This window comes from Ralstonia sp. OTU4908, from assembly GCF_038440115.1.
GTDB lineage: Bacteria > Pseudomonadota > Gammaproteobacteria > Burkholderiales > Burkholderiaceae > Ralstonia > Ralstonia pickettii.
The window spans coordinates 1-23143 of sequence record NZ_JASATD010000020.1; the positions used below are offsets into that span (position 1 = coordinate 1).

Here is a 23143-nt window from a genome sequence, read left to right on the forward strand (position 1 = left end):
CGTTGAGCAGGTCGATCTTCTTCTGGTCGACGTCGAGGCAGAACACATCGTTGCCCAGCTCCGCCAGACACGCGCCGGTGACCAGACCGACATAACCGCTACCGATGATGGTGATTTTCATACGAACACTTGAAGATTAAAAAAGCGCCTGCGCGGTCGCCGCAAATACACCGCGCCGGACTGAATTACATGCTGGCGCCACCGCTGCCGCCGAGCGTTTCGGTACGGCGCGGGGCATACGTCTCCCAGCGGTTGCAGCCGGGGCATTGCCAATAAAACAGACGCGCGCGGAAACCGCACTCCTGGCAGGTGTAGCGCGCCAGGTTGCGCGTTCGACTTTGCAGCAAATCCCGAATGGCGCCGAGATCCTGCGCGCGCTGGATGTCGGCATTACTCCCTGCTTCCACCGGGTCCGCCAGCGCACTCTCGGCGACGTCGACCGTCACCGGCGCTTCATGACCAACGGCTTCAGACGCGCGGGTCGCTTCGGCTTCCACCAGTCGAGTCAATGCCATCAACGAAGGCTGACGGCGGATCTGGTCGCGCATCAGTGCCACGGCATCATCGATACCGTGTACGTCCAATTCGTATTTGTAGACCGTATCGAGCAATTCAGGGCCCAGTCGGGCGTCCATCTTCGATCGCAACCAGGCAAGCCCCTCGGCGGCGCGGCCAAGCTGCGTGTACGCCTTCATCAGACGCTCCGCCACCAACGGCAAGAAGGCCGCGTTCTGCTGTTCGATGCTGCGCCAACGCTTGATGGCGCCCTCGATATCGCCCTGCCCTTGTGCAACGTCGCCCAATTGAATGGTGGCGCGCACGTTCTTCGGGTTCTCTTGCAGGGCGCGCTCGAGCCATTCGACGGCGGTCGGCACGTCTTTGCGCTGCAGCGCTTCCTGCGCCACCTCACAGCAGAACTGTGCGATCTGCACGGCGTAATCCTTGCCTTGCAGCTTCTGCAGCTCGCGTGCGGCGTCAATGGCCTTGCGCCATTCCTTCTCGACTTCGTATAGCTCAAGCAGCACGCGCTTGGCCGGCTCAGCAAATGTGCCGTCCATCAACATGCGCAGGGATTCTTCGGCACGATCCAGCAGCCCCGCACGCAGAAAATCCTGTCCCAGTTCAAATAACGCGTGATCGCGCTCGTGGGGCGGTAAATCAGGGCGGTTCACAAGGTTCTGGTGAACGCGGATGGCGCGTTCGGTTTCGCCCCGCCGACGGAACAGGCTGCCGAGCGCAAAGTGCAGTTCCGTGGTCTCGGGATCCAGCCGTGCAACTTCAATGAAGGCGTCGATGGCCTTGTCCGGCTGCTCGTTGAGCAGGAAATTCAAGCCCTTGAAATATGAGCGAGGCAGCGACGATTGTTCGGTACGCAACTGGCGGGCATCGAGCCGGGCGGCCACCCAGCCCAAGCCAAACACCAGGGGGATGGCCAACAGCCACCAGAGATCAAAATCCATGCGTCAGACCTTGGGGCCGGGAACGTGATACGGAGAATCGACAACGACCGGCGTCGGCACCTCGGTCACCGCTTCGGCCTTCTTCATGCGACCGATCTGACGACGCAGGCGGCTTGCCGCAAAGCGATGCCGCATCACGCGCGGCGCCATCGCCAGCATGGCCAGCAAGATGCCGACAACAAAGAACGCCAAGGCGATCAGGATCAACGGTGCGTGCCAGACCACGCCGAATGGCAGCACGAGCGAGACTTCCGCCGTGTTGTGCAGTGCCAGCACGAAGAGCAGCACAAACAACAGGATACGGATGACCCAGACGAGAAATTTCATGCGGATTCAGAAACGGGCGGCGGTGCGGCTGCAGGATGCGACGCAATTGGCGGCACGATTGCCGGGATGTGCCGCATTGTAGCGGATTCATATGGCGGCCAGCCACGCAGGGCGTGGACACAGGCATTGCCGGAATAAAAAACGCCCCGGCAGGCGGGGCGTTCCTGAAACAACCAAGTGTTACGTGGCTCAGCGCGACATGGCCAGCGGCACCGACCCATCTACCGGAAAACCGGCAGTCTGACGGCTACTGTCAACCTGTCGGCCGGCCTTTACAGCCGCAAGCGACACGGCAGGCTCGCCCTCCGAAGAAGGCTCGCCTTGTCGCTCCAAACTGCGGTCGACCCTTTCTCGCAATTCCTTGCCGGCCTTGAAGTGCGGCACCCGTTTCTCAGGGACCAGCACCTTCTCGCCGGACTTGGGATTGCGACCGACTCGGGGCGGACGACGATTCAGACCGAAACTCCCGAACCCGCGGATCTCGATGCGGTGCCCGTCCGCCAGCGCGTCGGACATCGCATCGAGGATCGTCTTGACCGCGATGTCCGCATCCCGCAGCAGCAACTGCGGAAAGCGGGCGGCCAGCTTTTCCACGAGTTCGGACTTGGTCATGGGCATCTTGCGCGCGTCCTCGTCGTTCTTTAGGGTCGACCCGGTGGATGCTTACTGGTTGGTTTCGTTCAGCTTGGCCTTCAGCAGCGCGCCGAGGTTCGTGGTACCAGCTGCGCCGGTATCCGCCGAGAACTTCTGCATCGCTTCCTGTTGGTCGGCGCTGTCCTTCGCCTTGATGGAGACGTTGATGTTGCGCGACTTGCGATCGATGTTGACGATCATCGCGGTCATCGTTTCGCCTTCCTTCAGCACGTTGCGGGCGTCTTCCACGCGGTCGCTCGAGATTTCCGAGGCACGCAGGTAGCCTTCCACGTCGTCAGCCAGCTGCACAACGGCGCCCTTCGGATCAACGGTCTTGATCGTGACCTGCACGATCGAGCCCTTGTCGTTGGTCGACACGAAGTTGTTGAACGGGTCGCCCGACAGTTGCTTGATACCCAGCGAGATGCGTTCCTTGTCGACGTCGATCGCCAGCACCACGGCTTCCACTTCGTCGCCCTTCTTGTACTTGCGAACGGCTTCTTCGCCAGTCTCTTGCCACGACAGGTCCGACAGGTGCACCAGGCCGTCGATGCCGCCCGGCAGGCCGATGAACACGCCGAAGTCGGTGATCGACTTGATCTGGCCGGCCAGCTTGTCGCCCTTCTTGTGGTTACGAGCGAAATCGTCCCACGGGTTGGCCTTGCACTGCTTCATGCCCAGGCTGATACGACGCTTGTCTTCATCGATGTCCAGGACCATGACTTCCACTTCGTCGCCCAGCTGGACAACCTTGGACGGAGCAACGTTCTTGTTGGTCCAGTCCATTTCCGACACGTGCACCAAGCCTTCGATGCCGGCTTCGATCTCAACGAACGCGCCGTAGTCGGTCAGGTTGGTCACCTTGCCGAACAGGCGGGTGCCTTGCGGGTAGCGGCGCGAGATGCCGACCCACGGATCTTCGCCCAGTTGCTTGACGCCCAGCGAGACGCGGTTCTTCTCTTGGTCGAACTTGAGGATCTTGGCGGTGATTTCCTGGCCAACCGACAGCACTTCGCTCGGGTGACGCACACGACGCCATGCCAGGTCGGTGATGTGCAGCAGACCGTCGATGCCACCCAGATCCACGAACGCGCCGTAGTCGGTGATGTTCTTGACGATACCGTTGACGATTGCACCTTCCTTGAGCGTTTCCATCAGCTTCTGACGCTCTTCGCCCAGCGTGGCTTCGACCACGGCACGGCGCGACAGCACAACGTTGTTGCGCTTGCGATCCAGCTTGATGACCTTGAATTCGAGGGTCTTGCCTTCGTACGGCGTGGTGTCCTTGATCGGACGCACGTCGACGAGCGAACCCGGCAGGAATGCACGAATACCGTTGACCATGACGGTCAGGCCGCCCTTGACCTTGCCGGTCACCGTACCGGAGATGATCTCGCCGGATTCCAGTGCCTTCTCAAGGTTCAGCCACGAAGCCAGACGCTTGGCCTTGTCGCGCGACAGGATCGTGTCGCCGTAGCCGTTTTCCAGCGCGTCGATTGCGACCGAAACGTAGTCGCCGACTTGCACTTCCAGCTCGCCCTGATCGTTCAGGAACTCTTCGACCGGAACAAAAGCTTCAGACTTCAGGCCCGCGTTCACAACGACGAAGTTGTGGTCGATACGCACAACTTCCGCAGAGATCACTTCGCCAGCCTTCATATTGGACTTGGCGATCGACTCTTCGAACAGGGCGGCAAAAGATTCGTTAGTTTGGGACATAAAAAATGGACATCCGCAGAACATGCCTCGCATTGCTTTCGCACAGAACGGGCGAAGACACGCATGCGGGGTTACGAGTTGAACAACCGCCGGCAGCGACATGCCACCGGCACCGATCGAACCAGTTCAGCCGGGTCAGTTTGCCTTGTTGGCGCCCTGCACCTGACGGTACCAGTCCAGTACCTGCGCGACGACTTCATCGACCGTCATGTCGGACGAATCCAGTTGCCGCGCATCTTGCGCCGGACGCAGCGGTGCGACACTGCGGGTGCGATCCCGCAAATCACGCGCCTCCAAGTCCTGCGAAAGACTTTCCACTGTAGCAGAAAAACCCTTTGCAATCAATTGTTTATAGCGCCGCTCGGCGCGTGCCTGCACGCTTGCCGTCAGGAACACCTTAAGCACCGCTTCGGGGAAAACCACGGTGCCCATATCGCGGCCATCGGCCACGAGGCCGGGCGCCTCCAGGAACGCGCGCTGGCGTGCATGCAGCGCCTCCCGCACCGCGCCATGCACGGCGATTGCCGAAGCTTGATTGCCAACGGACTCGTGGCGCAGGGCCAAGCTCACATCCTCGCCCTTGAGCCAGATGTGATCCGCCTTAAAGCGCACATCCAGTTCGCGGGCGATCCGCACGAGACTTTCAACGTCGTGGTCGTCGATGTTCTCGCGCATGCTGGCAAGCGCCACCAACCGGTACAGCGACCCGCTATCAAGCAAGTGAAAACCGAGCAGGTCAGCGATCTGGTGAGCGACCGTGCCCTTGCCAGATGCGGTCGGACCGTCGATGGTGATGACCGGGTACGGCATGGAAGCAGCGGTGTCGGACATGATGAAGTGCGTGCAGTTAATTGCGGTTCAGGCGGTGATGCCGCCGAACGCCGTGAAATATTCCGGGAACGTCTTGGCGACGCAGCGCGGGTCGTTGATACGGACCGGCACCGGGCCGAACGCTGCCAGCGAGAAAGCCATCGCCATGCGATGGTCATCGTAGGTGTCGATGCCACCGGCCGGCGGCGTCCATTGCGACGGAGGCGTCACGCGAATGTAGTCCGCGCCCTCTTCAACCTCGGCGCCAAGCTTGCGCAGTTCGGTGGCCATGGCGCTCAGGCGGTCGGTTTCCTTGACGCGCCAGCTTGCGATGTTCGTCAAGGTAGTCGTGCCGTCAGCAAACAACGCAGCCACCGCCAGCGTCATGGCCGCATCTGGAATGTGGTTGCAATCCAACTCGACAGCGTGCAGCTTGCCGTCGTCGCGTTCGGCGCCGCGCACTTCGATCCAGTTGCCGCCGGCCATCACGTTGGCGCCCATGCGGTTCAGCGCGTCGGCAAAGCGGACGTCGCCCTGGATGCTCGACATGCCAACGCCCTCCACACGTACCGGCCCGCCGCCCAGCGCGCCGGCCGCAAGGAAGTACGACGCCGACGAGGCATCGCCTTCCACAAAGATCTCGCCCGGCGCTTTGTAGGCCACGCCGGTCGGCACCGTGAACGACGCCCAGCCGTCACGCGCGACCTGCACGCCGAAGCGCGCCATCAGATTCAGCGTGATCTCGATGTACGGCTTGGAAATCAGCTCGCCCACCACTTCGATGGTGACGTTGCCCGCAGACTCCACCAGAGGCAACGCCATCAGCAATGCCGTCAGGAATTGGCTCGACACATCGCCGCGCACGCGGATCGGCGCGTCGATCTTGACTGGCGCGGCGTGGATTGCCAGCGGCGGATAGCCCTCGTTGCCCGTGTAGTCGATGCGCGCACCGACTTGGCGCAGGCCATCGACCAAGTCGCCGATCGGCCGTTCGTGCATGCGAGGCACGCCGTGCAGCGTGTACTCGCCACCTTGCAGCGCCAGCGCGGCCGTCAGCGGGCGGATGGCTGTGCCCGCATTGCCCATGAACAGGTCGGCCGACTTGTTCGGGAAGCGGCCGCCGGTGCCGGTGACACGGTATGCGTTGTCGCCCAGGCCTTCGACCGCGACGCCCAGCTTGCCCAGCGCATCGAGCATGACACGCGTGTCGTCAGAGTCGAGCAGGTCGCGCACCACGGTTTCGCCCTGCGCGAGTGCGGCGAGCAACAGCACACGATTGGAGATGCTCTTCGAGCCCGGCAGCTTGATGGTGCCGCGCGCCGTCTTCAGCGGACCGACGTCGAGATGTTCCATGAATCCATTCAGTTCAAAACGTTATTCGGATTGCCCACCGGCTGCATTTCCGTACGCCGCACGTTGCGGCCACGCCAGACGCGCTTCGCTGGCACGGCGGAACACCCGCTCGAGCGACGCGCCGTCTTGCTCTGCAATCATCGTCTTCAAACGGCCGATCACGGCTTCATACGTTGTCAGTTCCCGCAGCAACGCATCGCGATTCGAGAGGCAGATGTCGCGCCACATTTCCGGCGATGATGCGGCGATGCGCGTGAAATCGCGGAAACCGCCGCCTGCAAAATCCAGCTTGAGCGACGCATCTTCGGCATTGATGATCTGCGCGACCAGCGCGTACGACAGCACGTGCGGCAGGTGGCTCACGGCGGCAAACACGGCGTCGTGCTGCACGGCCGACATGATGTGGCAATAGGCGCCCGCCGCTTCCCACATCGCCTGCACACGGGCGATATCGCTGCGACGGTTTTCCTGTAGAGGGCATAGCACGGTCTTTTTGCCGATATAGAGATCGGCCAGCGCTGCCTCCACGCCATTCAGCTCACGGCCGGCAATCGGATGCGCCGGCACGAACTGGCTGACCTGATCGCCCAGCGCCGTCTTGGCGGCCATGATGACGTCGGATTTGGTGCTGCCGGCATCCGTAACGATGGTGTCCGGCCCCAGATGCGGCTGCATGGCGAGCAGCAACGGCAACGTCTGCGCGACGGGTGCGCATAGCACCACCATGTCGGCGCCGCGCACGGCCTCTTCCATCGGCAACGCTTCGTCGATCACGCCCAGACGGATCGCGGCCTCAAGCGACGCAGCCGATCGGCCGACGCCCACGACATGCCCCACCACCCCGGCGCGACGCAAGCCGAGCGCCAGCGAGCCGCCAATCAGGCCCACGCCAACAATCACCAACCGGGAACTCGAAAAAGAAGAGGCCACAACACCGCCCTGCCAGAAAAAAACAAAGCGGCATTGTAGCCCGATGTGCTCGGCGCCCGATGCGTGAAACGGGGCGCCACCGCGGTTGCGACGGAAGTTACGCGGCCGCTTTTTCCTGCGCCAGCGCTGCCTCCAGGGCGGCGATGAATGTGGCGTTCTCTTCCGGCAAGCCGATGCTGATGCGCAGCCATTGCGGCAAGCCGTAATTGCCGACCGGACGCACGATCACACCTTGCTTGAGCAATGCAATGTTCACGCGCGCACCGGCGCTCGTGTCATCACCCACGCGAACCAGCACAAAATTGCCCGCCGACGGTACGTACTGGAGACCCAGCCGATCAAACGCCTCCGTCAGTTGCACGTAACCGGCAGCGTTCAGTTCGGCCGATTGGCGCAGGAATTCTGCGTCGTTGAGCGCCGCTACTGCCGCTGCTTGCGCCAGGCTGTTGACGTTGAACGGCTGGCGGATGCGATTGAGCAGATCGGTCAATTGCGGTTGCGCAATGCCGTAGCCCACACGCAAGCCGGCCAGCCCGTACGCCTTGGAGAACGTGCGCGACACCAGCAGGTTCGGGTATTGGCGCACCCACGCGGTGGAGTCGTACTGCTGCTCCGGCTTCAGAAATTCGTTGTACGCCTCGTCCAGCACGACGACCACCGTCGGCGGCACCTTTGCCAGGAACGTCGCAATCGCATCGGCCGGCAGGAACGTGCCGGTCGGGTTGTTCGGGTTGGCGATGTAGATCAGGCGGGCGTCCGGCGTGATGGCAGCGGCCATCGCGTCAAGATCGTGGCCGTAATCGCGGGCCGGCACCTCGATGGCGCGCGCGCCCACCTCCTGCGCGGCCAGCGCATACACGGCAAACGAGTGCTGCGCATACATCACAGCCTGCCCCGGCGACACCAGCGCGCGAGCGGCCAGTTCGAGGATGTCATTGCTGCCGTTGCCGAGCGTGATCCATGTTTCCGGCACGCCAAACTTGGCATGCAGCGCGGCCTTCAGGCTGAAGCCGTTGGCATCCGGATAGCGCGCCAGTTCGTCAATGGCCGCAGCCATCGCGTTCTTGGCTGACTGTGGCATGCCCAGCGGATTTTCGTTGGACGCCAGCTTGACGATGCGCGCGGCATCCAGGCCGAACTCACGTGCCACTTCGGAAATCGGCTTGCCGGCCACGTAGGGGGCGATGGCGCGGACATACTCGGGGCCGAACTGCAAAGACATGGGGTGCTCCTCCGTTATCGACGCTCTGCCCATGCAGAGCGCCTTGAATCCCTCAATGTGCCGAGGGATAGGACCCCAACACTTTGAAATACGCCGCGTCATGACGCAGCTTTTCCAGCGCGCGCGCCACTTGCGGGTCGCGCTGATGACCTTCCACGTCGACGTAGAAGTAGTACTCCCAGGCGCCGCTGCGCGCCGGACGCGACTCGAAACGACACATCGACACGCCGTTCTCGGCCAACGGGGCCAGCAACTTGTAGACGGCGCCGGCCTCGTTCGGCACCGACAAAATCAACGACGTCTGATCGCGTCCGCTCGGCTCCGTCTCGTAATTGCCGATCACGACAAAGCGCGTGCGGTTGTGCGGATCGTCTTCGACATTGGCACGCACCACGTGCAGGCCGTAGCGGTTGGCTGCCTGCACGCTTGCCAGCGCGGCGACCGTTTCGTCCTCGCCAGCCATGCGCGCGGCCTCGGCGTTGCTCGACACGGCCTCGCGCGGCAGGTTCGGATAGTTCGTGTTCAACCACCGTTGACACTGCGCCAGCGCCTGCGCATGCGCACGCACCACCTTCACCTGCGACATGTCGCCCGTCTTGTGCAGCAAGTTATGGTGCACCCGCAGCGCAATCTCGCCGCTGATCTTCAGCGACGTCTGCAAGAACAGATCGAGCGTGCGCGACACCACGCCTTCCGTCGAATTTTCGACCGGCACCACGCCGCAATCGACCGTGCCGGACTCCGCCGCGCGAAACACTTCGTCGATGCTCGGGCACGGCATCGGCTGGATCTCGTGTCCGAAATGCGCGATCACCGCCTGCTCCGAAAACGTACCCGCCGGGCCGAGGTAACCGATCCGCAGCGCCTGTTCCAGGCCACGGCACGCCGACATCACCTCGCGCCAGATGGCGGCGATGCTCTCGTCGTGCAGCGGCCCCGGATTGCCCGACTGCATCTTGCGAATGACCTGCAGTTCGCGATCCGGCCGGAATGCCGGCGACGAATAGCGCTTCTTCACCTCGCCCACTTCCTGCGCCACCTTGGCGCGATCGGAGAGGAGCGAAAGAAGCTGGTTATCGATGGCGTCGATCTGCGTGCGCAACGGCGCAAGCTCCGCCGCCAATGCAGCGTCCTTGTTTTGCTTCGTATCGTCTGACTGACTAGTCATTGTAGGAATCGGGTTCGGCAACGGATTGCAAATTGCCACGCGAAGCGGGCGTTTCGCGCAATGTTCTGCCGTGATTGAGGGTGGGCCTTACGCCGACACTCGTTCAAACTCACGCATGAAGTCGACCAGCGCCTCCACACCTTCCAGCGGCATCGCGTTATAGATGCTCGCTCGCATGCCGCCCACGGACTTGTGGCCCTTAAGCTGCACCAACCCGCGCTCGCGCGCCTGTGTGAGGAACGCCTCGTTGCGGGATTCGTCGTTGAGGAAGAACGGCACATTCATGCGCGACCGGCACGTCGGATGAATCTCATTGCGGTAGAAGCTGCTGGCGTCGATGAAGTCGTACAGCATCTTCGACTTGATGATGTTGCGCGTTTCCAGCGCCTCAACCCCGCCCTGGCGCTTGATCCACTGGAACACAAGCCCCGCGATGTAGATGGCGTAAGTGGGCGGCGTGTTGTACATCGAGCCGTTCTCGGCCACGAGGCGCCAGTTGAATGCAGACGGGCATAGCGGGTGCGCATGGCCCAGAAGGTCCTTGCGGACGATGGCGATCGTCAGGCCGGCAGGGCCGATGTTTTTCTGCGCCCCGCCGTACAGGACCTGGTAGCCGTTCCAGTCGATCGGCCGCGAGAGAATGTGGCTCGACACGTCGGATACCACCACACGCCCGTGCGACTGACCGACGTCGGGCGTTTCCTGATACTCAACGCCAACAATGGTTTCGTTTGTGCAGAGGTGCACGTAGGCCGCGTCCGACGACAGCTTCCAGCTCGACACATCCGGGATCTTGTGGAAGCGCTCGGCCTCGCTGGTCGCGGCGATGTTCACCTCGCCGTACTTGCGCGCTTCCTGTTGCGACTTGATCGACCACGTGCCGGTGACGATGTAGTCTGCCTTCGGTGCATCGGCCGACAGCCGGCGCATCAGGTTCAGCGGCACGATCGCGTTTTCGGCGATGGCACCACCTTGCAGGAAAAGGATTTCGTAGTTGTCCGGCACGGCCAACAACTGGCGCAAATCGCTGAACGCCGCTGCCAGGATGCTTTCAAACTCGCGGCCGCGATGACTCATCTCCATGACGCTCATGCCACTGCCGTGCCAGGAGACCATCTCCTCCTTCGCCTGCTCCAGCACCTCGAGCGGCAGCACTGCCGGCCCTGCCGAAAAGTTGTAGACGCGCGCCTGGCTGGCTTGGAGGGCTCGATCCGCTTGGTTCATAGGACGAAGGGCAAAAGAAAAATGGCTGTCTGGGCGCAAACCCAAACAGCCATTATCTACCAACTGACAACCCGACGGGGATTGTGTCCCGATCGTCTGTCTATGCCGGTCAATTACTTCGCAGCAGCAGCGACTTCCTTGTCAGCCATGTCGCGCATCTTCTTGCCGACTTGCGGACCGTACTTCTGCATCACATTGCCCCACACTTCCTGCATGGCCTTGCCTTGGTTGGCCATGAACTTCTGGCCGCTGGGCGTCTTCAGGAACGTGGTCAGGTCCTTGATTTCCTGGGTCGAGTAGTACTTGCCCAGCGAGTCATAGTGGGCTTGCAGGGCGTCCTTGCGGAAGGCTTCCGTGTCGAAGTCCTTGCCAGCGCCGTCGGTCATGCGCTGCACAGCGCCATTCTTCTTCAGCTTGTCGACAGCCGCTTGCTTCTGCTTGTCGTTCAGAGTCTTGTTCTCCACCAGTGCCTGCTCCAGCACCAGCGGGGCTTCCTGCTTTGCGCCGTTGGCCAGCACTTCACCCTGACCCTTGATGGCTGCGTCGACGTTCATCGTCGTCAGCAGGTCCTTGATGGCTGCCGTCTTGTCAGCGTCGCCAGCCTGCGCGAATGCAAACAGCGGAGCGAAACCGGCCACCACGATCAGATGTTTGAGTTTGAGACTCTTGTGCATTGTTGCTCCCTTGAGATAAGCGTTGCGTTTAGGCCGGGCGTGTGATGCAAAAGTTCCAGGCCCTTGCCGCGCACAGGTCCGGCATCATGACAGAACTGCGCCTAACGGCAAGCAAAAGATGTTTCTAATTATGTCTCGCTGCTGTCATCCGACTGTGCATCGGCACCCGGGGCGGCATCCGCCGCATCGGCGCCTTCAACAGCATCCGCGCCTTCAGCATCGGACTCCATCACACGTTGCAGTCCGGACAGCTTGTTGCCCTCACCCACCGCGATGAGCGTGACGCCCTGCGTAGCGCGGCCCATTTCACGGATCTCGTCCACACGCGTGCGGATCAGCACCCCGCCCGTCGTGATTAGCATGATCTCGTCTTCAGGCGCCACCAGCGCGGCGGCCACGACCTTACCGTTACGCTCGGAGGTCTGGATGGCGATCATGCCCTTCGTGCCGCGGCCGTGCCGGGTGTACTCCGAGATCGGTGTGCGCTTACCGTAGCCGTTCTCGGTGGCGGTCAGCACGCTACCCGCACCGGATTGAGCCCCTTCACCCGCGGTTTCTGCCGGCGCGACCAACATGGCAATCACCTGCTGGTTCTCTTCGAGATTCATACCGCGCACACCGCGCGCCTGGCGACCCATCGGGCGCACGTCGTTTTCATCGAAGCGCACGGCCTTGCCGGCGTCGGAGAACAGCATCACATCATGCTGACCATCGGTAATGTCCGCGCCGATCAGGAAATCGCCCTCGTCCAGATCCACCGCGATAATGCCGGCCTTGCGCGGATTCGAGAATTCGGTGAGCGCCGTCTTCTTGACCGTCCCCTTGGAGGTGGCCATAAAGACGAAGTGCTGCTCGTCGAACTGCTTCACCGGCAGGATCACGTTGATCTTCTCGCCCGGCGACAGCGGGAACATATTGACGATCGGACGACCGCGCGAATTGCGGCTGCCTTGCGGCACTTCCCAAACCTTCAGCCAGTACAGGCGGCCACGGTTCGAGAAGCACAAGATGTAGTCATGGGTGTTGGCGACAAAGAGCGTGTCGATCCAGTCGTCTTCCTTCGTCGCCGCAGCCTGCTTGCCGCGGCCGCCACGCTTTTGCGCCCGATACTCGGAAATCGGCTGGCTCTTCATGTAGCCGCTGTGGGACAGCGTCACCACCAGATCTTGCGGCGTAATGAGGTCTTCTGTATCCAACTCGGTCGCATTGTGCTCGATCTGCGAGCGACGCTCATCGCCGAATTCCGCGCGGATCGCGGTCAGTTCCTCGACGATGATGGCGGTAATGCGCTCCGGCTTCGCAAGGATGTCCAACAGATCGGCGATCTGCGCCATCACCTCGCGGTATTCCTGGACGATTTTGTCTTGCTCCAGCCCGGTGAGGCGTTGCAGGCGCATCTGCAGAATTTCCTGCGCTTGCGTATCCGACAGCCTGTACAAGCCGTCGCCCTGCATACCAAACACCGGGAGCAGACCTTCCGGCCGATACGCGGCGCCACCACCAGAGGTTTCGCTCTCTGCCCGAACAAGCATGTCCCGCACGAGCCCCGAATCCCAGCTGCGGCTCATCAACTCAGCCTTCGCGACCGGCGGGGTCGGGGCGGCCTTGATGATGGCGATGAACTCGTCGATGTTGGCAAGCGCAACAGCCAGACCTTCCAGGATGTGACCACGCTCGCGCGCCTTGCGCAGATCGAACACGGTGCGACGCGTCACCACCTCGCGGCGATGCAGCAGGAAGCACTCCAGCATCTGGCGCAGGTTCAGCAGGCGCGGCTGGCCGTCGACCAGCGCCACCATGTTCATGCCAAACGTGTCTTGCAGCTGGGTATTCTTATAGAGGTTGTTGAGCACAACCTCCGGCACCTCGCCGCGCTTCAGTTCGATCACCACGCGCATGCCGGACTTGTCCGACTCGTCGCGAATGTCGGAAATGCCTTCGATACGCTTTTCGGTGACCAGCTCAGCAATACGCTCCAGCAGCGTGCGCTTGTTAACTTGATACGGCAGTTCGTCGACGATGATCGCCTGGCGCTGGCCGCGGTCGATATCTTCAAAGTGCGTCTTGGCGCGCATCACCACACGGCCGCGGCCGGTGCGATAGCCCTCGCGAACACCCGAAATGCCGTAGATGATGCCCGCCGTCGGGAAGTCCGGCGCCGGGATCAGTTCGATCAGCTCGTCGACCGTCGCTTCCGGGTTGCGCAGCAAGTGCAAGCAGCCATCAACCACCTCATTGAGGTTGTGCGGCGGAATGTTCGTCGCCATTCCCACCGCAATCCCGGACGAGCCATTGATCAGCAAGTTGGGAATGCGCGCCGGCAGAACGGATGGTTCAGTTTCGGAGCCGTCGTAGTTCGGCTCAAAATTGACGGTTTCCTTGTCGAGGTCGGCCAGCAGTTCGTGGGCGATCTTCGAGAGGCGGATTTCGGTGTAACGCATCGCCGCCGCGTTGTCGCCGTCGACGGAGCCGAAGTTGCCTTGGCCGTCGACCAGCATGTAGCGCAGCGAGAAGTTCTGCGCCATCCGCACGATGGTGTCGTATACAGCAGTGTCGCCGTGGGGGTGGTACTTACCGATCACATCGCCAACGATACGAGCGGACTTTTTATAGGGGCGATTCCAGTCGTTGTTCAGCTCGTGCATCGAATAGAGCGCACGGCGATGCACCGGCTTGAGACCATCCCGCACATCGGGAAGCGCGCGGCCCACGATCACGCTCATGGCGTAAGCGAGGTACGAACTACGCATTTCTTCTTCGAGCGATACCGGGAGTGTCTCTTTGGCGAATTGATCCATTGGGCGAACGGTGGGAGGTCCCTAGTGAGCACAGCGACGCGCACCACAGGACGCTGCGGTTGCGCGAATAACAGAACATTTTACCATGCCGCAAGCCCCCTCCCCTCATGCGCGCGAGCGACGCATCGTCAACCCCGGGCACGTTCCCTGCGAGGGAAGGCAAAACCGGCGAGCCAATCCCCATAAGGGTTTGCGAGCCATTTCCTGCCTTGTTGCGTACACACCACAAGGCCATGGCGCCCCGTTCGAATCGCTTATATTTGCTTTTTAGGAGTGCGTGCTTGTGGCACAATCCCCCAGCGAAGAGGCAGACATTGTTCGAAGTGGAGCCTTCACCACACCGAGAATGTTATACTCCGAAGAATGTATGACTTGTTTTCGTCCCATCTGCTCGCAGTCTTCTGCGGTGATCTCATCCTGAGAGGAGAAATATGAAAAAATTTGCCAAGCTCGCGTTCGCTGCAGCTGCGGTAGCCATGGCTGCGTCCGCTTACGCTCAGTCGGTGCCCTACGAAAAGAAGGCCGTCAACGACAACTGGGGTAACGGCACGAGCGAGTGGGTCTGGAAGAACGGCACGAACGAACTGTGCTGGCGCAACGGCTTCTGGACGCCGGCAACCGCCAACGCTCAGTGCGACGGCGCTCTGGCCCCGGCTGCTGCTCCGACCGCTGCTCCGGCTGCTCCGGCTGCTCCGGTTGTGTCGAGCGAAAAGGTTACGTTCGCTGCTGACACCCTGTTCGATTTCGACAAGGCTGTGCTGAAGCCGGAAGGCAAGGCCAAGCTGGACGACCTGGTCTCGAAGCTGAATGGCATCAACCTGGAAGTCGTGATCGCCGTTGGCCACACCGACTCGTTCGGTTCGGACAAGTACAACGACCGCCTGTCGGTCCGTCGTGCTGAAGCCGTCAAGGGCTACCTGGTCAGTAAGGGCATCGAAGCCAACCGTGTCTACACGGAAGGCAAGGGCAAGCGCCAGCTGAAGGTTGATCCGAAGTCGTGCAAGGGCGCTCGCAAGGCACAAATCGCCTGCCAGCAACCGAACCGCCGCGTGGACGTCGAAGTGGTCGGCACCCGCAAGGCTCAGTAAGTCGGTTCACACCGGGAAAAAGCCCAGCGAAAGCTGGGCTTTTTTTCGTCCATAGGTCTGCGGATCTTCCTCGTCTGGTCTACTTCGGGATGGGCATTGAAAAAGCGATGACGCCAAATGCGCCATCGCTTTTTTGCTTTTGGGGCGCCCAGCGCCCCTTTTTTAAAACTGCCCCTCTTACTAATAAGAAGGTGTCGCCTGATCGTTGGCGACCATGGCGCGATCGCCAACACGCAGGTTGTTCGGATTCCGCTGTGTCACGGTCGCGACGCGGCCATCGTCCAGGCGCACGCTGATGCGGTACACGGTTTGCCCACCGGCGCCGGCGCGCTGTTCAACCTGGTTGCCTGCATAGGCGCCAAGCGCTGCGCCACCAATGGTCGCAACGGTGTTGCCCGTACCACCGCCCACTTGGTGACCGAGGATACCGCCGGCCACACCACCGATAATCGTGCCCAAGATGCCCGGGCTATTGGCCGGGGCTTGCATCGGCTGGATCGATTCCACGCGGCCATAAAGAGCGCCCGTTTGCTGCGGCTGCCCGCTGTAAGCCGGTTGCTGGCCGTACGCCGGAGGCTGTTGAGAATACCCGCCGTTATAGCCACCGCCGTAACCCGGCGCGGCGCATCCAGCCAGGACCGTCAGGCCCACAACACCCGCTGCTATCAGAATTTGTTTGGATTTCATTGATCTCTCCTTGAGCGAAGGAGACAGTTGGAGGAATTGCATGCGCGTTTGTTCACGTCTGTTTCAATGTGAAACCTTTTCGCAGACGCTTAATTTGGTCGGGGCCTCGCTTTTTGGTACATTTCCTCACCTAGCCGATATGCCCTGGCGCAGCGCAACATGACGACCACTCACGCGAACGCCGATCCCGGCGAACTCGAAAAATTCAGTGAACTCGCCCACCGCTGGTGGGACCCGAACAGCGAGTTCAAACCCTTGCACGAAATCAACCCGCTGCGGCTTGACTGGATTCAGTCCATCACGCCGCTGGCAGGCAAACGCATCGTCGACGTGGGCTGCGGCGGCGGCATCCTCTCAGAGAGCATGGCGCGTGCCGGGGCCATCGTCAAAGGCATCGATCTCTCCCGCAAAGCATTGCGTGTTGCCGACCTGCATAGCCTCGAGGCGGGCGTTACCGTCGATTACGAGGAGATCGCCGCAGAAGCGTTGGCCGCACGCGAGCCGGGCAGCTTCGATGTCGTCACTTGCATGGAGATGCTCGAACATGTGCCTGATCCGGCGTCGGTTGTGCGCGCTTGCGCGACGCTGGTCAAACCGGGTGGATACGTCTTTTTCTCCACCATCCACCGGAATGCCAAGGCGTATCTGCTGGCCGTCATTGGCGCGGAATATGTCCTCAACATGCTGCCACGCGGCACGCATGATTACGCTAAGTTCATCCGCCCGTCAGAGCTGAGCGCGTTCGTACGCGCGGCCGGCCTTCAGGCGCAAGAGATGCGCGGGCTGGAATACAACCCCATCACCGCCCGCTACGCTCTTACGCAGGACACGAGCGTCAACTACCTGATGGCGACGCGCCGTCCGGTCGAGGCATGATGGCGCGCCGGTTTCCCGATCCGCTGGGCGCGGTGCTGTTCGATCTGGACGGCACGCTGGCTGACACGGCTCCCGATTTGGCCGCGGCGGCCAACAAGGTGCGCACTGACCGCGGCCTCGAGCCGGTCGACTACGAAGCGCTTCGCCCGGTGGCCTCGCATGGTGCGCGCGGGCTGATTGGCGTGGCCTTCGGCGTTGGGCCGGGGGACGCGGAGTTCGAAACGCTGCGACTGGCATTTCTCGCCAACTACGAGGCGGAAATCTGCGTGCGTACACAGCTGTTTCCGGGCATGGCAGACGTGCTGGCCGAACTGGGCCGTGCCGGTATTCCCTGGGGGATCGTCACCAACAAGTCGGGCCGACTGACGGTACCGTTGGTTGCACAGTTGCCGTTGCCGGTGCCGCCGGCGTGCGTCGTTGCGGGCGACACGACGCCGCACGCCAAGCCCCACCCTGCCCCGCTGCTGCATGCGGCCGACTCTATCGGCGTCGATGCACGGCAGATCGTCTACGTGGGCGACGACCTTCGCGACATTGAAGCCGGCCGCGCCGCCGGCATGCCTACCATTGCGGCCAGTTACGGCTATTGTGGTAATGGACCATCGCCCGTGGAATGGCGCGCCGATGCGCTGATTGCCAGCGCGGCCGAGCTGATTCCGCTGCTGCTCGAATCGAAACGCGCTTGACCACGATGCTCAGGTGAAGGCCTGGGCGCCGCACTTTTCAGGACCGCTGCCTCCCATCGGGGACGTGGCGGTCGACCGACTGACGAAGTAGGCCACGCTATGGCCGCCGACACCAGCATGAGTACCTCCCCCGATTCGCGCCCTGAACTGCAATCAAATACCCACGGCTGGCGCGCACGGCTTGAACGCGTGCGCGGCACGGCCGGCTGGCAACGCGTGGCGCGAGTCGGTACATCCCGGCGCACCAAGCGCATTGGGATCGGCGTACTGGTCTTCCTGGTGGTGTTCGGTTTGCTCGGCGCCTTCGGCGGCCCGCCACTGCTGCGCCACGTAGCTCAAACCCAGCTCAGCAAGCTGCTGGAACGGCCGGTTTCGGTGGGCAAGATCAGCATCAACCCATACACGCTGCGGCTTGATGTCGACCAGTTCCACGTGACCGAGCGCGACGGAAAGACACCGTTCGTCGACGTTGGCCACCTGCATATGAACGCGTCGTGGAGTTCGATCTTCCGCCGCGCCCCTGTCATTGAAGAACTCAGCATTGACGCGCCACACGTGCGCATCGTGCGCACTGCCGAGCAGCGCTTCAACTTCTCCGACATCGTCGACCGGCTAAGCCAGCCGGAGAACCCGCCCAAGCCGAAGTCGAACGAGCCGGCCCGTTTCGTCTTTGCCAATCTGCAGTTGGCCAACGGCGCTATCGATTTTGTTGACCAGCCACTCGGCACCCAGCACAAGGTCGATGGCCTGCAGATCGGCGTGCCGTTCCTGGCGAGCCTGCCAGCCGACGTGGACATCTTTGTGCAGCCGCTGCTGGCCGCGCGCATCGACGGCGCTCCGCTGCATTTTGCGGGCAAGACAAAGCCATTCGCCGATTCGCTTGAATCCAACCTCAACGTCAAGATCGATGGCTTGGATCTGCCTCGCTACCTCGGCTACGTGCCCGGCCCGCTTCCGGTGGGGGTGCCGCAAGGCAAGCTGACGACCGACCTGACGATCGACTTTCAAAAGCCGAAGAGCGGCGCGCCGATACTGCGCGTGCGTGGCACGACTGGCCTCGACAACCTGGAAGTGGTCGATGCCAACAAAGCGCCACTGGTGGCGGCCAAACAAGTGCGCGCAACGCTTGCCGACGTGCGCCCGCTCGACAACGTATTCCGCCTCGATGCGCTGACGCTGGATGGCGTGCGCGTTGATGCCACGCGCGGTGCGGATGGAGCGATCAATTTCGCGCAACTCGCCGGCAAGCCGGCACCTGCCGAAGCGAAAGCTGCCACGGCCGAGGCCGCGACCACCGCAAAGCCGAAACCGTTGGATGTGGCGGTCAACAAGCTTCAACTGACCAACAGCACCGTCCACTGGCGTGACGCGACCACGCAGCCGGCTGCCGACCTGATACTGGAAGACCTCCACGGCGACATTCGCGTGCGTACGTTGGGCGGTCCGACCTCGCTCGATGTGGGCGCCAAGCTGGCGCAAGGCGGCACGCTCAATGTCAAAGGCAACACTTCGCTGGAGAAGAACACCGGCGAGCTGGAACTGAAGCTGGACGGCGTGAAGCTGGTCGGCATCAGCCCGTATCTGCGCCAGGCGGGCGCACCGCAATTGCAGAGCGGTGCGCTATCGGCCGACGGCAAGGTGGCGCTCGAATTCGGGCCGGACAAATTCAACGTGCGCGCGGAACCGCTGACCGCAAGCCTGGCCGACCTGTCGCTGGCGCCGGCCACGGGCAAGGACACCGCGCTGCGAGCCAAGCTGCTGCGCGCAGACGTGAAGCGCTTTGACCTGAGCGCCCGCACCATCGCCCTGAACGAAGTGCGCGCCGATGGCCTGCAGATCGAGGCGTTGCGCAAGAAGGACGGCACAACCACGTTGACGCTGCTCGATGGTCCGCAATCGGTGGCGGGCAAGTCGACAGCGCCGGCCAAGTCCGGCGCAAAGCCGAACGCCCCGGCCGAAAAACCCTGGGCAGTGACCGTACAAACGCTGAAGCTGGACAACAGCGCTGTCGGCTTTGAAGACCAATCGAACTCGCGCCCGGTCAAGGTGCGTGTCGAGCCGCTGAACGTGGTCGTGCAGAACGCCTCCTCCGATCTCGGCAAACCGGTCAGCGTGCAAATTGGCGCAGGGCTGGGTGCCAAGGGCAAGCTCGATGTGCGCGGCGAGGTCGTGCCGCAGCCGCTCAAGGCCGACCTGCGCGTGAACTCGCAGAACCTGTCGCTCGCAGGCTTCGATCCGTATCTGGACAAGTCGTTGAACGCGGCGATTACGAGCGCGCTGCTATCGATGGACGGGCGCCTCGTGCTCAACCAGGGCAAGGCGCTGACGCTGAACTACCAGGGCAACGCGACACTGGGCAACGTGCGCCTGCAAGACCGCTTGAGTTCGGACGACTTCCTGCGCTGGCGTTCGCTCGCGCTCAACCGCATCCAGGCCAACTACGACGGCACCACGCCGCGTGTGCGGGTGGGCGCGGTGGCGCTGTCGACGTTCTACGCGCGGATCATCATCAATCCGAACGGACGCCTGAACCTGCAGGACATCCGCGTGCAGCCGACCGAGGAGCGACGCTCGCTAACGCAAAGCGAACCTGCATCGGCATCGGCCGCAGCGGCTTCCGCCCCGGCAGCCGCACCCGTGGAGGCTTCGGCCCCCACTGCGGCACCCGCATCGGCCGTCACCGTCACAGCCACGGGCCCCACGCCCAAAGCCGGCAGCGCCGACCTGCGCGTTGACGCCATCACGCTGCAGGACGGCAACATCCGCTTCACCGACAACTTCGTCAAGCCGAACTACACCGCCAACCTGACCGCCATCGGAGGCTCGATCGGTACGATCAGCACGGCGGCCAACCAGACACCCGCAGATGTGACGCTGCGCGGCAGTGTCGACAGCACGGCACCGGTGGACATCCACGGCAAGGTGAACCCGCTCGCGCCTACGGCCTTTGTGGATCTGACAGCCAAGGCCGACGGCGTGGAACTGACCAACCTCACGCCCTACTCCGCCAAGTACGCCGGCTACCCGATCACCAAGGGCAAGCTGACGATGGATCTGCACTACCTGCTCGACCAGGGCAAGTTGACCGCCGACAACCACATCTTCATCGACCAGCTCACCTTCGGCGACCGCGTAGAAAGTAAGGACGCGACCAATCTGCCGGTGCGGCTGGCAGTGGCGCTGCTGAAGAATTCGCGCGGCGAGATCGACGTGCGCGTGCCGGTATCGGGCTCGCTGGATGACCCGCAGTTCAGCATCGGAGGCGTCATCCTGCGAGCGTTCGTCAACCTGATCGCACGCGCTGTGACGGCGCCGTTCTCGCTGCTGGCCAGCGCGTTTGGCGGCAGCGGCGGCGAAGAACTCGGCTACATCGAGTTCGATCCGGGCACGTCGAACATCAGCCAGGCATCGGTCGCCAAACTGGACAAACTTGCCACGGCGCTCAAGGACCGCCCTGCTCTGAAGGTCGACATCGTCGGTCGCGTCGATCCGGAATTCGACCGCGACGGCCTGCGCCGCGAGGCCGTGAACCGTCAGATTCGCGAGCAGAAACTCAAGGACGCGGGCGACGCTGCTGAGGCAGATACCACCGTCAAGCCGGAAGAGGAGAACAAGTACCTTGAACGCGCATACAAAGCCGCCAAGTTCCCAAAACCGCGCAACGTGATCGGGCTTGCCAAATCGTTGCCGCCCGACGAGATGCGCAAGCTGATGGAAACCAACGTGCAAGTGACGGATGCGGATTTGCGTGAGCTCGCGCAGCGTCGCGCGAATGCGGTGCATGTTGCACTTGCTGAACGCGTGGATCCGGGGCGCCTCTTTGTTGTCGCCCCCAAGCTCAACGCAGAGGGCATCAAGGACAAGGGCAAGACGACGCGGGTTGATTTCTCGCTGAAGTAGCCCATCTATGGGATAATTGACACTTCCTTACTGGGGCCGACCTGGTTTCGACGTGGGTTGCGAAGCAGCGGAGGGCATACCGAGGACCCGTCACCTCGTTAATCAATGGGAATGCAATAACTGCTAACGACGAACGTTACGCACTGGCAGCCTAAGGGCCGCCGTCCTCGCACTGGCTCGCTGACGGGCTAGGGTCGCAAGACCAGCGAGGTCATTTACGTCAGATAAGCTTTAGGTGAGTCACGGGCCTAGAGACGAAAACTTAGTGAATCGCCGTCGTAGAGCGTGTTCGTCCGCGATGCGGCGGTTAAATCAAATGACAGAACTAAGTATGTAGAACTCTCTGTGGAGGGCTTGCGGACGCGGGTTCGATTCCCGCCGGCTCCACCAAACATCTTTCAAACGGCTTCAACGTTTGGCAAAAAACCCCGCTGGGCTTGGCTCTGCGGGGTTTTTTGTTGGGGCGCAAAGCTCGCCGACTTGGCCCGAAAGTCAGGTGGACGACGAACCCCACATTCGGATGTCGCATCCCGCCGATGCACCAGTTGCACCGGCGGCGTTCAATGAAGCCGCGTGAAATCGAAGCTACTCGTAGCTCATCACAAAAGTCAGCGAGCTATTCGCTGTGCCCGCTCCAACGACTGGAGCGGTTTGCCGATAGGCTGCTTTTAGCGGGATACTGAAATTTCCACCAGCCTTGTCGTACTCGCTAAAAGCGATCTTCTCGTTCAACACCGCCGGCTTTCCGTTCTGGTCAAGAACCTGCAGGCCGACCCCCTTAGCTACCGATTCAGCGTCGAGCGCGACGACCGACTGCGCGGCATCCAAGATTTGGGTGTTTGGCTTCAGTAGATAAGAAACCTTGCTAATGCCCGAGGGGCACTCGTTCAGATTGATCGAAAAATTCACAGGCGCCAACGAAGTGCCAACACCTTTGAATTGTCCGACACGATTCCGATCTCCCATCTGCACGATGACATCTGGCGTCCTGCAACTCTGGGCTGTAACGCTTGCCTTTGTGGAGGTTCGAACGATAAAGACGTTGAACTCGTCATTCATGTTGACATACCCCAGAAGCCCCGCCTCAACGGCAGCGCCTGGCGCAACTGGGCCAATCTTCCTGATCCTTAACGAGAAAGACGTGCTCACGAATGTGTAGGTGTCCGCTACCTGTTGGATCCCCAGTGAAGCTGCGGGTAGCGGTGCTGGAGTCGACTTCTTGTTATCGTAGACGAGGCCCCACGCCAGTCCGGTATTTCCGATCGGCATATCGACTTTGGTAGCGGCAGGCGGAATCCCTCCGACCGAATTCACCAAACCCCAGCGGAAGGCGCCAGTACAGGTGAAGGCCGGTGTGTCTTGTGCGCTGTTCGTGATAGGTGCGCTTTCATAGATAACGGTACCGATGGGTGCATCGCGCGGTACGGTAAAGCTTGAAGGTATTTGAAACGCGAGTTGCTTGACGACGGCGCCTTGATGCATCGTGCAGTTCGCGGCGTCAGCTGGCGAGGCGAGCAGAGCCGCCAAGAAGAACGCGGCCATACAGAAAGCGCGGAGAAGATGATCCGACTCGAGGGGGTATAGATTT

Annotated in this window: 19 protein-coding genes and 1 other RNA gene; 5 read left to right on the forward strand and 15 right to left on the reverse strand. The window is 61.9% G+C overall.

Features of this window, described 5'->3' with window-relative positions; translation table 11 throughout:
* The 13 genes from AAHM38_RS16840 to gyrA all read right to left on the reverse strand — a co-directional run.
* Nucleotides 1-121, reverse strand: a 121-nt coding sequence (locus tag AAHM38_RS16840; RefSeq protein ID WP_342234308.1) for an NAD-binding protein, incomplete at its 3' end; no start/stop codon positions are given.
* A 64-nt stretch (nt 122-185) separates the two neighbouring features.
* On the reverse strand, nt 186-1460 hold the full coding sequence (gene lapB / locus AAHM38_RS16845) for a lipopolysaccharide assembly protein LapB (protein WP_116574736.1): 1275 nt from the start codon (nt 1458-1460) through the stop codon (nt 186-188).
* Nucleotides 1461-1463: 3 nt separating this feature from the next.
* Nucleotides 1464-1787, reverse strand: a complete 324-nt coding sequence (locus AAHM38_RS16850) for a LapA family protein (RefSeq protein ID WP_116574735.1) — start codon at nt 1785-1787, stop codon at nt 1464-1466.
* A gap of 189 nt (nt 1788-1976) precedes the next feature.
* The gene (locus AAHM38_RS16855; RefSeq protein ID WP_009238652.1) at nt 1977-2405 is read right to left on the reverse strand and encodes an integration host factor subunit beta; all 429 of its coding nucleotides are present in this window, start codon (nt 2403-2405) and stop codon (nt 1977-1979) included.
* Between the two features lie 45 nt (nt 2406-2450).
* Nucleotides 2451-4139, reverse strand: coding sequence for a 30S ribosomal protein S1 (gene rpsA, locus AAHM38_RS16860; RefSeq protein ID WP_009238653.1), 1689 nt, complete (start codon nt 4137-4139; stop codon nt 2451-2453).
* Nucleotides 4140-4274: 135 nt separating this feature from the next.
* Nucleotides 4275-4970, reverse strand: coding sequence for a (d)CMP kinase (cmk, locus tag AAHM38_RS16865; protein WP_012761557.1), 696 nt, complete (start codon nt 4968-4970; stop codon nt 4275-4277).
* Nucleotides 4971-4997: 27 nt separating this feature from the next.
* Nucleotides 4998-6302, reverse strand: a complete 1305-nt coding sequence (gene aroA / locus AAHM38_RS16870; protein WP_116574734.1) for a 3-phosphoshikimate 1-carboxyvinyltransferase — start codon at nt 6300-6302, stop codon at nt 4998-5000.
* Between the two features lie 21 nt (nt 6303-6323).
* Nucleotides 6324-7232, reverse strand: coding sequence for a prephenate dehydrogenase (locus AAHM38_RS16875; RefSeq protein WP_116574733.1), 909 nt, complete (start codon nt 7230-7232; stop codon nt 6324-6326).
* 97 nt (nt 7233-7329) lie between these two features.
* On the reverse strand, nt 7330-8454 hold the full coding sequence (hisC, locus tag AAHM38_RS16880; protein WP_116574732.1) for a histidinol-phosphate transaminase: 1125 nt from the start codon (nt 8452-8454) through the stop codon (nt 7330-7332).
* 52 nt (nt 8455-8506) lie between these two features.
* Nucleotides 8507-9622, reverse strand: coding sequence for a prephenate dehydratase (gene pheA / locus AAHM38_RS16885; protein ID WP_009238658.1), 1116 nt, complete (start codon nt 9620-9622; stop codon nt 8507-8509).
* A gap of 87 nt (nt 9623-9709) precedes the next feature.
* Nucleotides 9710-10846: a 3-phosphoserine/phosphohydroxythreonine transaminase gene (gene serC, locus AAHM38_RS16890; protein WP_012761552.1), complete on the reverse strand. Its 1137-nt coding sequence runs from the start codon at nt 10844-10846 to the stop codon at nt 9710-9712.
* A gap of 113 nt (nt 10847-10959) precedes the next feature.
* Entirely contained in the window at nt 10960-11520 is a 561-nt protein-coding gene (locus AAHM38_RS16895; protein WP_012761551.1) for a DUF2059 domain-containing protein, read from the reverse strand.
* A 128-nt stretch (nt 11521-11648) separates the two neighbouring features.
* Entirely contained in the window at nt 11649-14318 is a 2670-nt protein-coding gene (gyrA, locus tag AAHM38_RS16900) for a DNA gyrase subunit A (RefSeq protein ID WP_116574731.1), read from the reverse strand.
* A 431-nt stretch (nt 14319-14749) separates the two neighbouring features.
* On the opposite strand from gyrA, the gene ompA reads away from it, so the two are divergent.
* On the forward strand, nt 14750-15406 hold the full coding sequence (gene ompA, locus AAHM38_RS16905; RefSeq protein WP_004629211.1) for an outer membrane protein OmpA: 657 nt from the start codon (nt 14750-14752) through the stop codon (nt 15404-15406).
* A 180-nt stretch (nt 15407-15586) separates the two neighbouring features.
* On the opposite strand, the gene AAHM38_RS16910 is transcribed toward ompA, so the two are convergent.
* Entirely contained in the window at nt 15587-16093 is a 507-nt protein-coding gene (locus tag AAHM38_RS16910; RefSeq protein ID WP_012761549.1) for a glycine zipper 2TM domain-containing protein, read from the reverse strand.
* A gap of 159 nt (nt 16094-16252) precedes the next feature.
* Here AAHM38_RS16910 and ubiG point away from each other — a divergent pair, with 159 nt between their 5' ends.
* From ubiG to ssrA, 4 genes are all read left to right on the forward strand, one after another.
* A complete protein-coding gene (ubiG, locus tag AAHM38_RS16915) occupies nt 16253-16969 on the forward strand; it encodes a bifunctional 2-polyprenyl-6-hydroxyphenol methylase/3-demethylubiquinol 3-O-methyltransferase UbiG (RefSeq protein WP_012761548.1) in 717 nt (238 codons plus the stop codon).
* The gene (locus AAHM38_RS16920) at nt 16966-17655 is read left to right on the forward strand and encodes an HAD-IA family hydrolase (RefSeq protein WP_041668017.1); all 690 of its coding nucleotides are present in this window, start codon (nt 16966-16968) and stop codon (nt 17653-17655) included. The genes ubiG and AAHM38_RS16920 overlap by 4 nt, the downstream gene beginning before the upstream one ends.
* A 117-nt stretch (nt 17656-17772) precedes the next feature.
* Nucleotides 17773-21555 (forward strand): DUF748 domain-containing protein, encoded by a 3783-nt coding sequence (locus tag AAHM38_RS16925; protein WP_116574879.1) that lies wholly within the window; start codon nt 17773-17775, stop codon nt 21553-21555.
* A 32-nt stretch (nt 21556-21587) separates the two neighbouring features.
* Nucleotides 21588-21945, forward strand: a transfer-messenger RNA (tmRNA) gene (ssrA, locus tag AAHM38_RS16930).
* A 195-nt stretch (nt 21946-22140) separates the two neighbouring features.
* Here the strand turns inward: ssrA and AAHM38_RS16935 are convergent.
* Entirely contained in the window at nt 22141-23097 is a 957-nt protein-coding gene (locus AAHM38_RS16935; RefSeq protein WP_257019791.1) for a fimbrial protein, read from the reverse strand.
* Between the last annotated feature and the right edge of the window lie 46 nt (nt 23098-23143).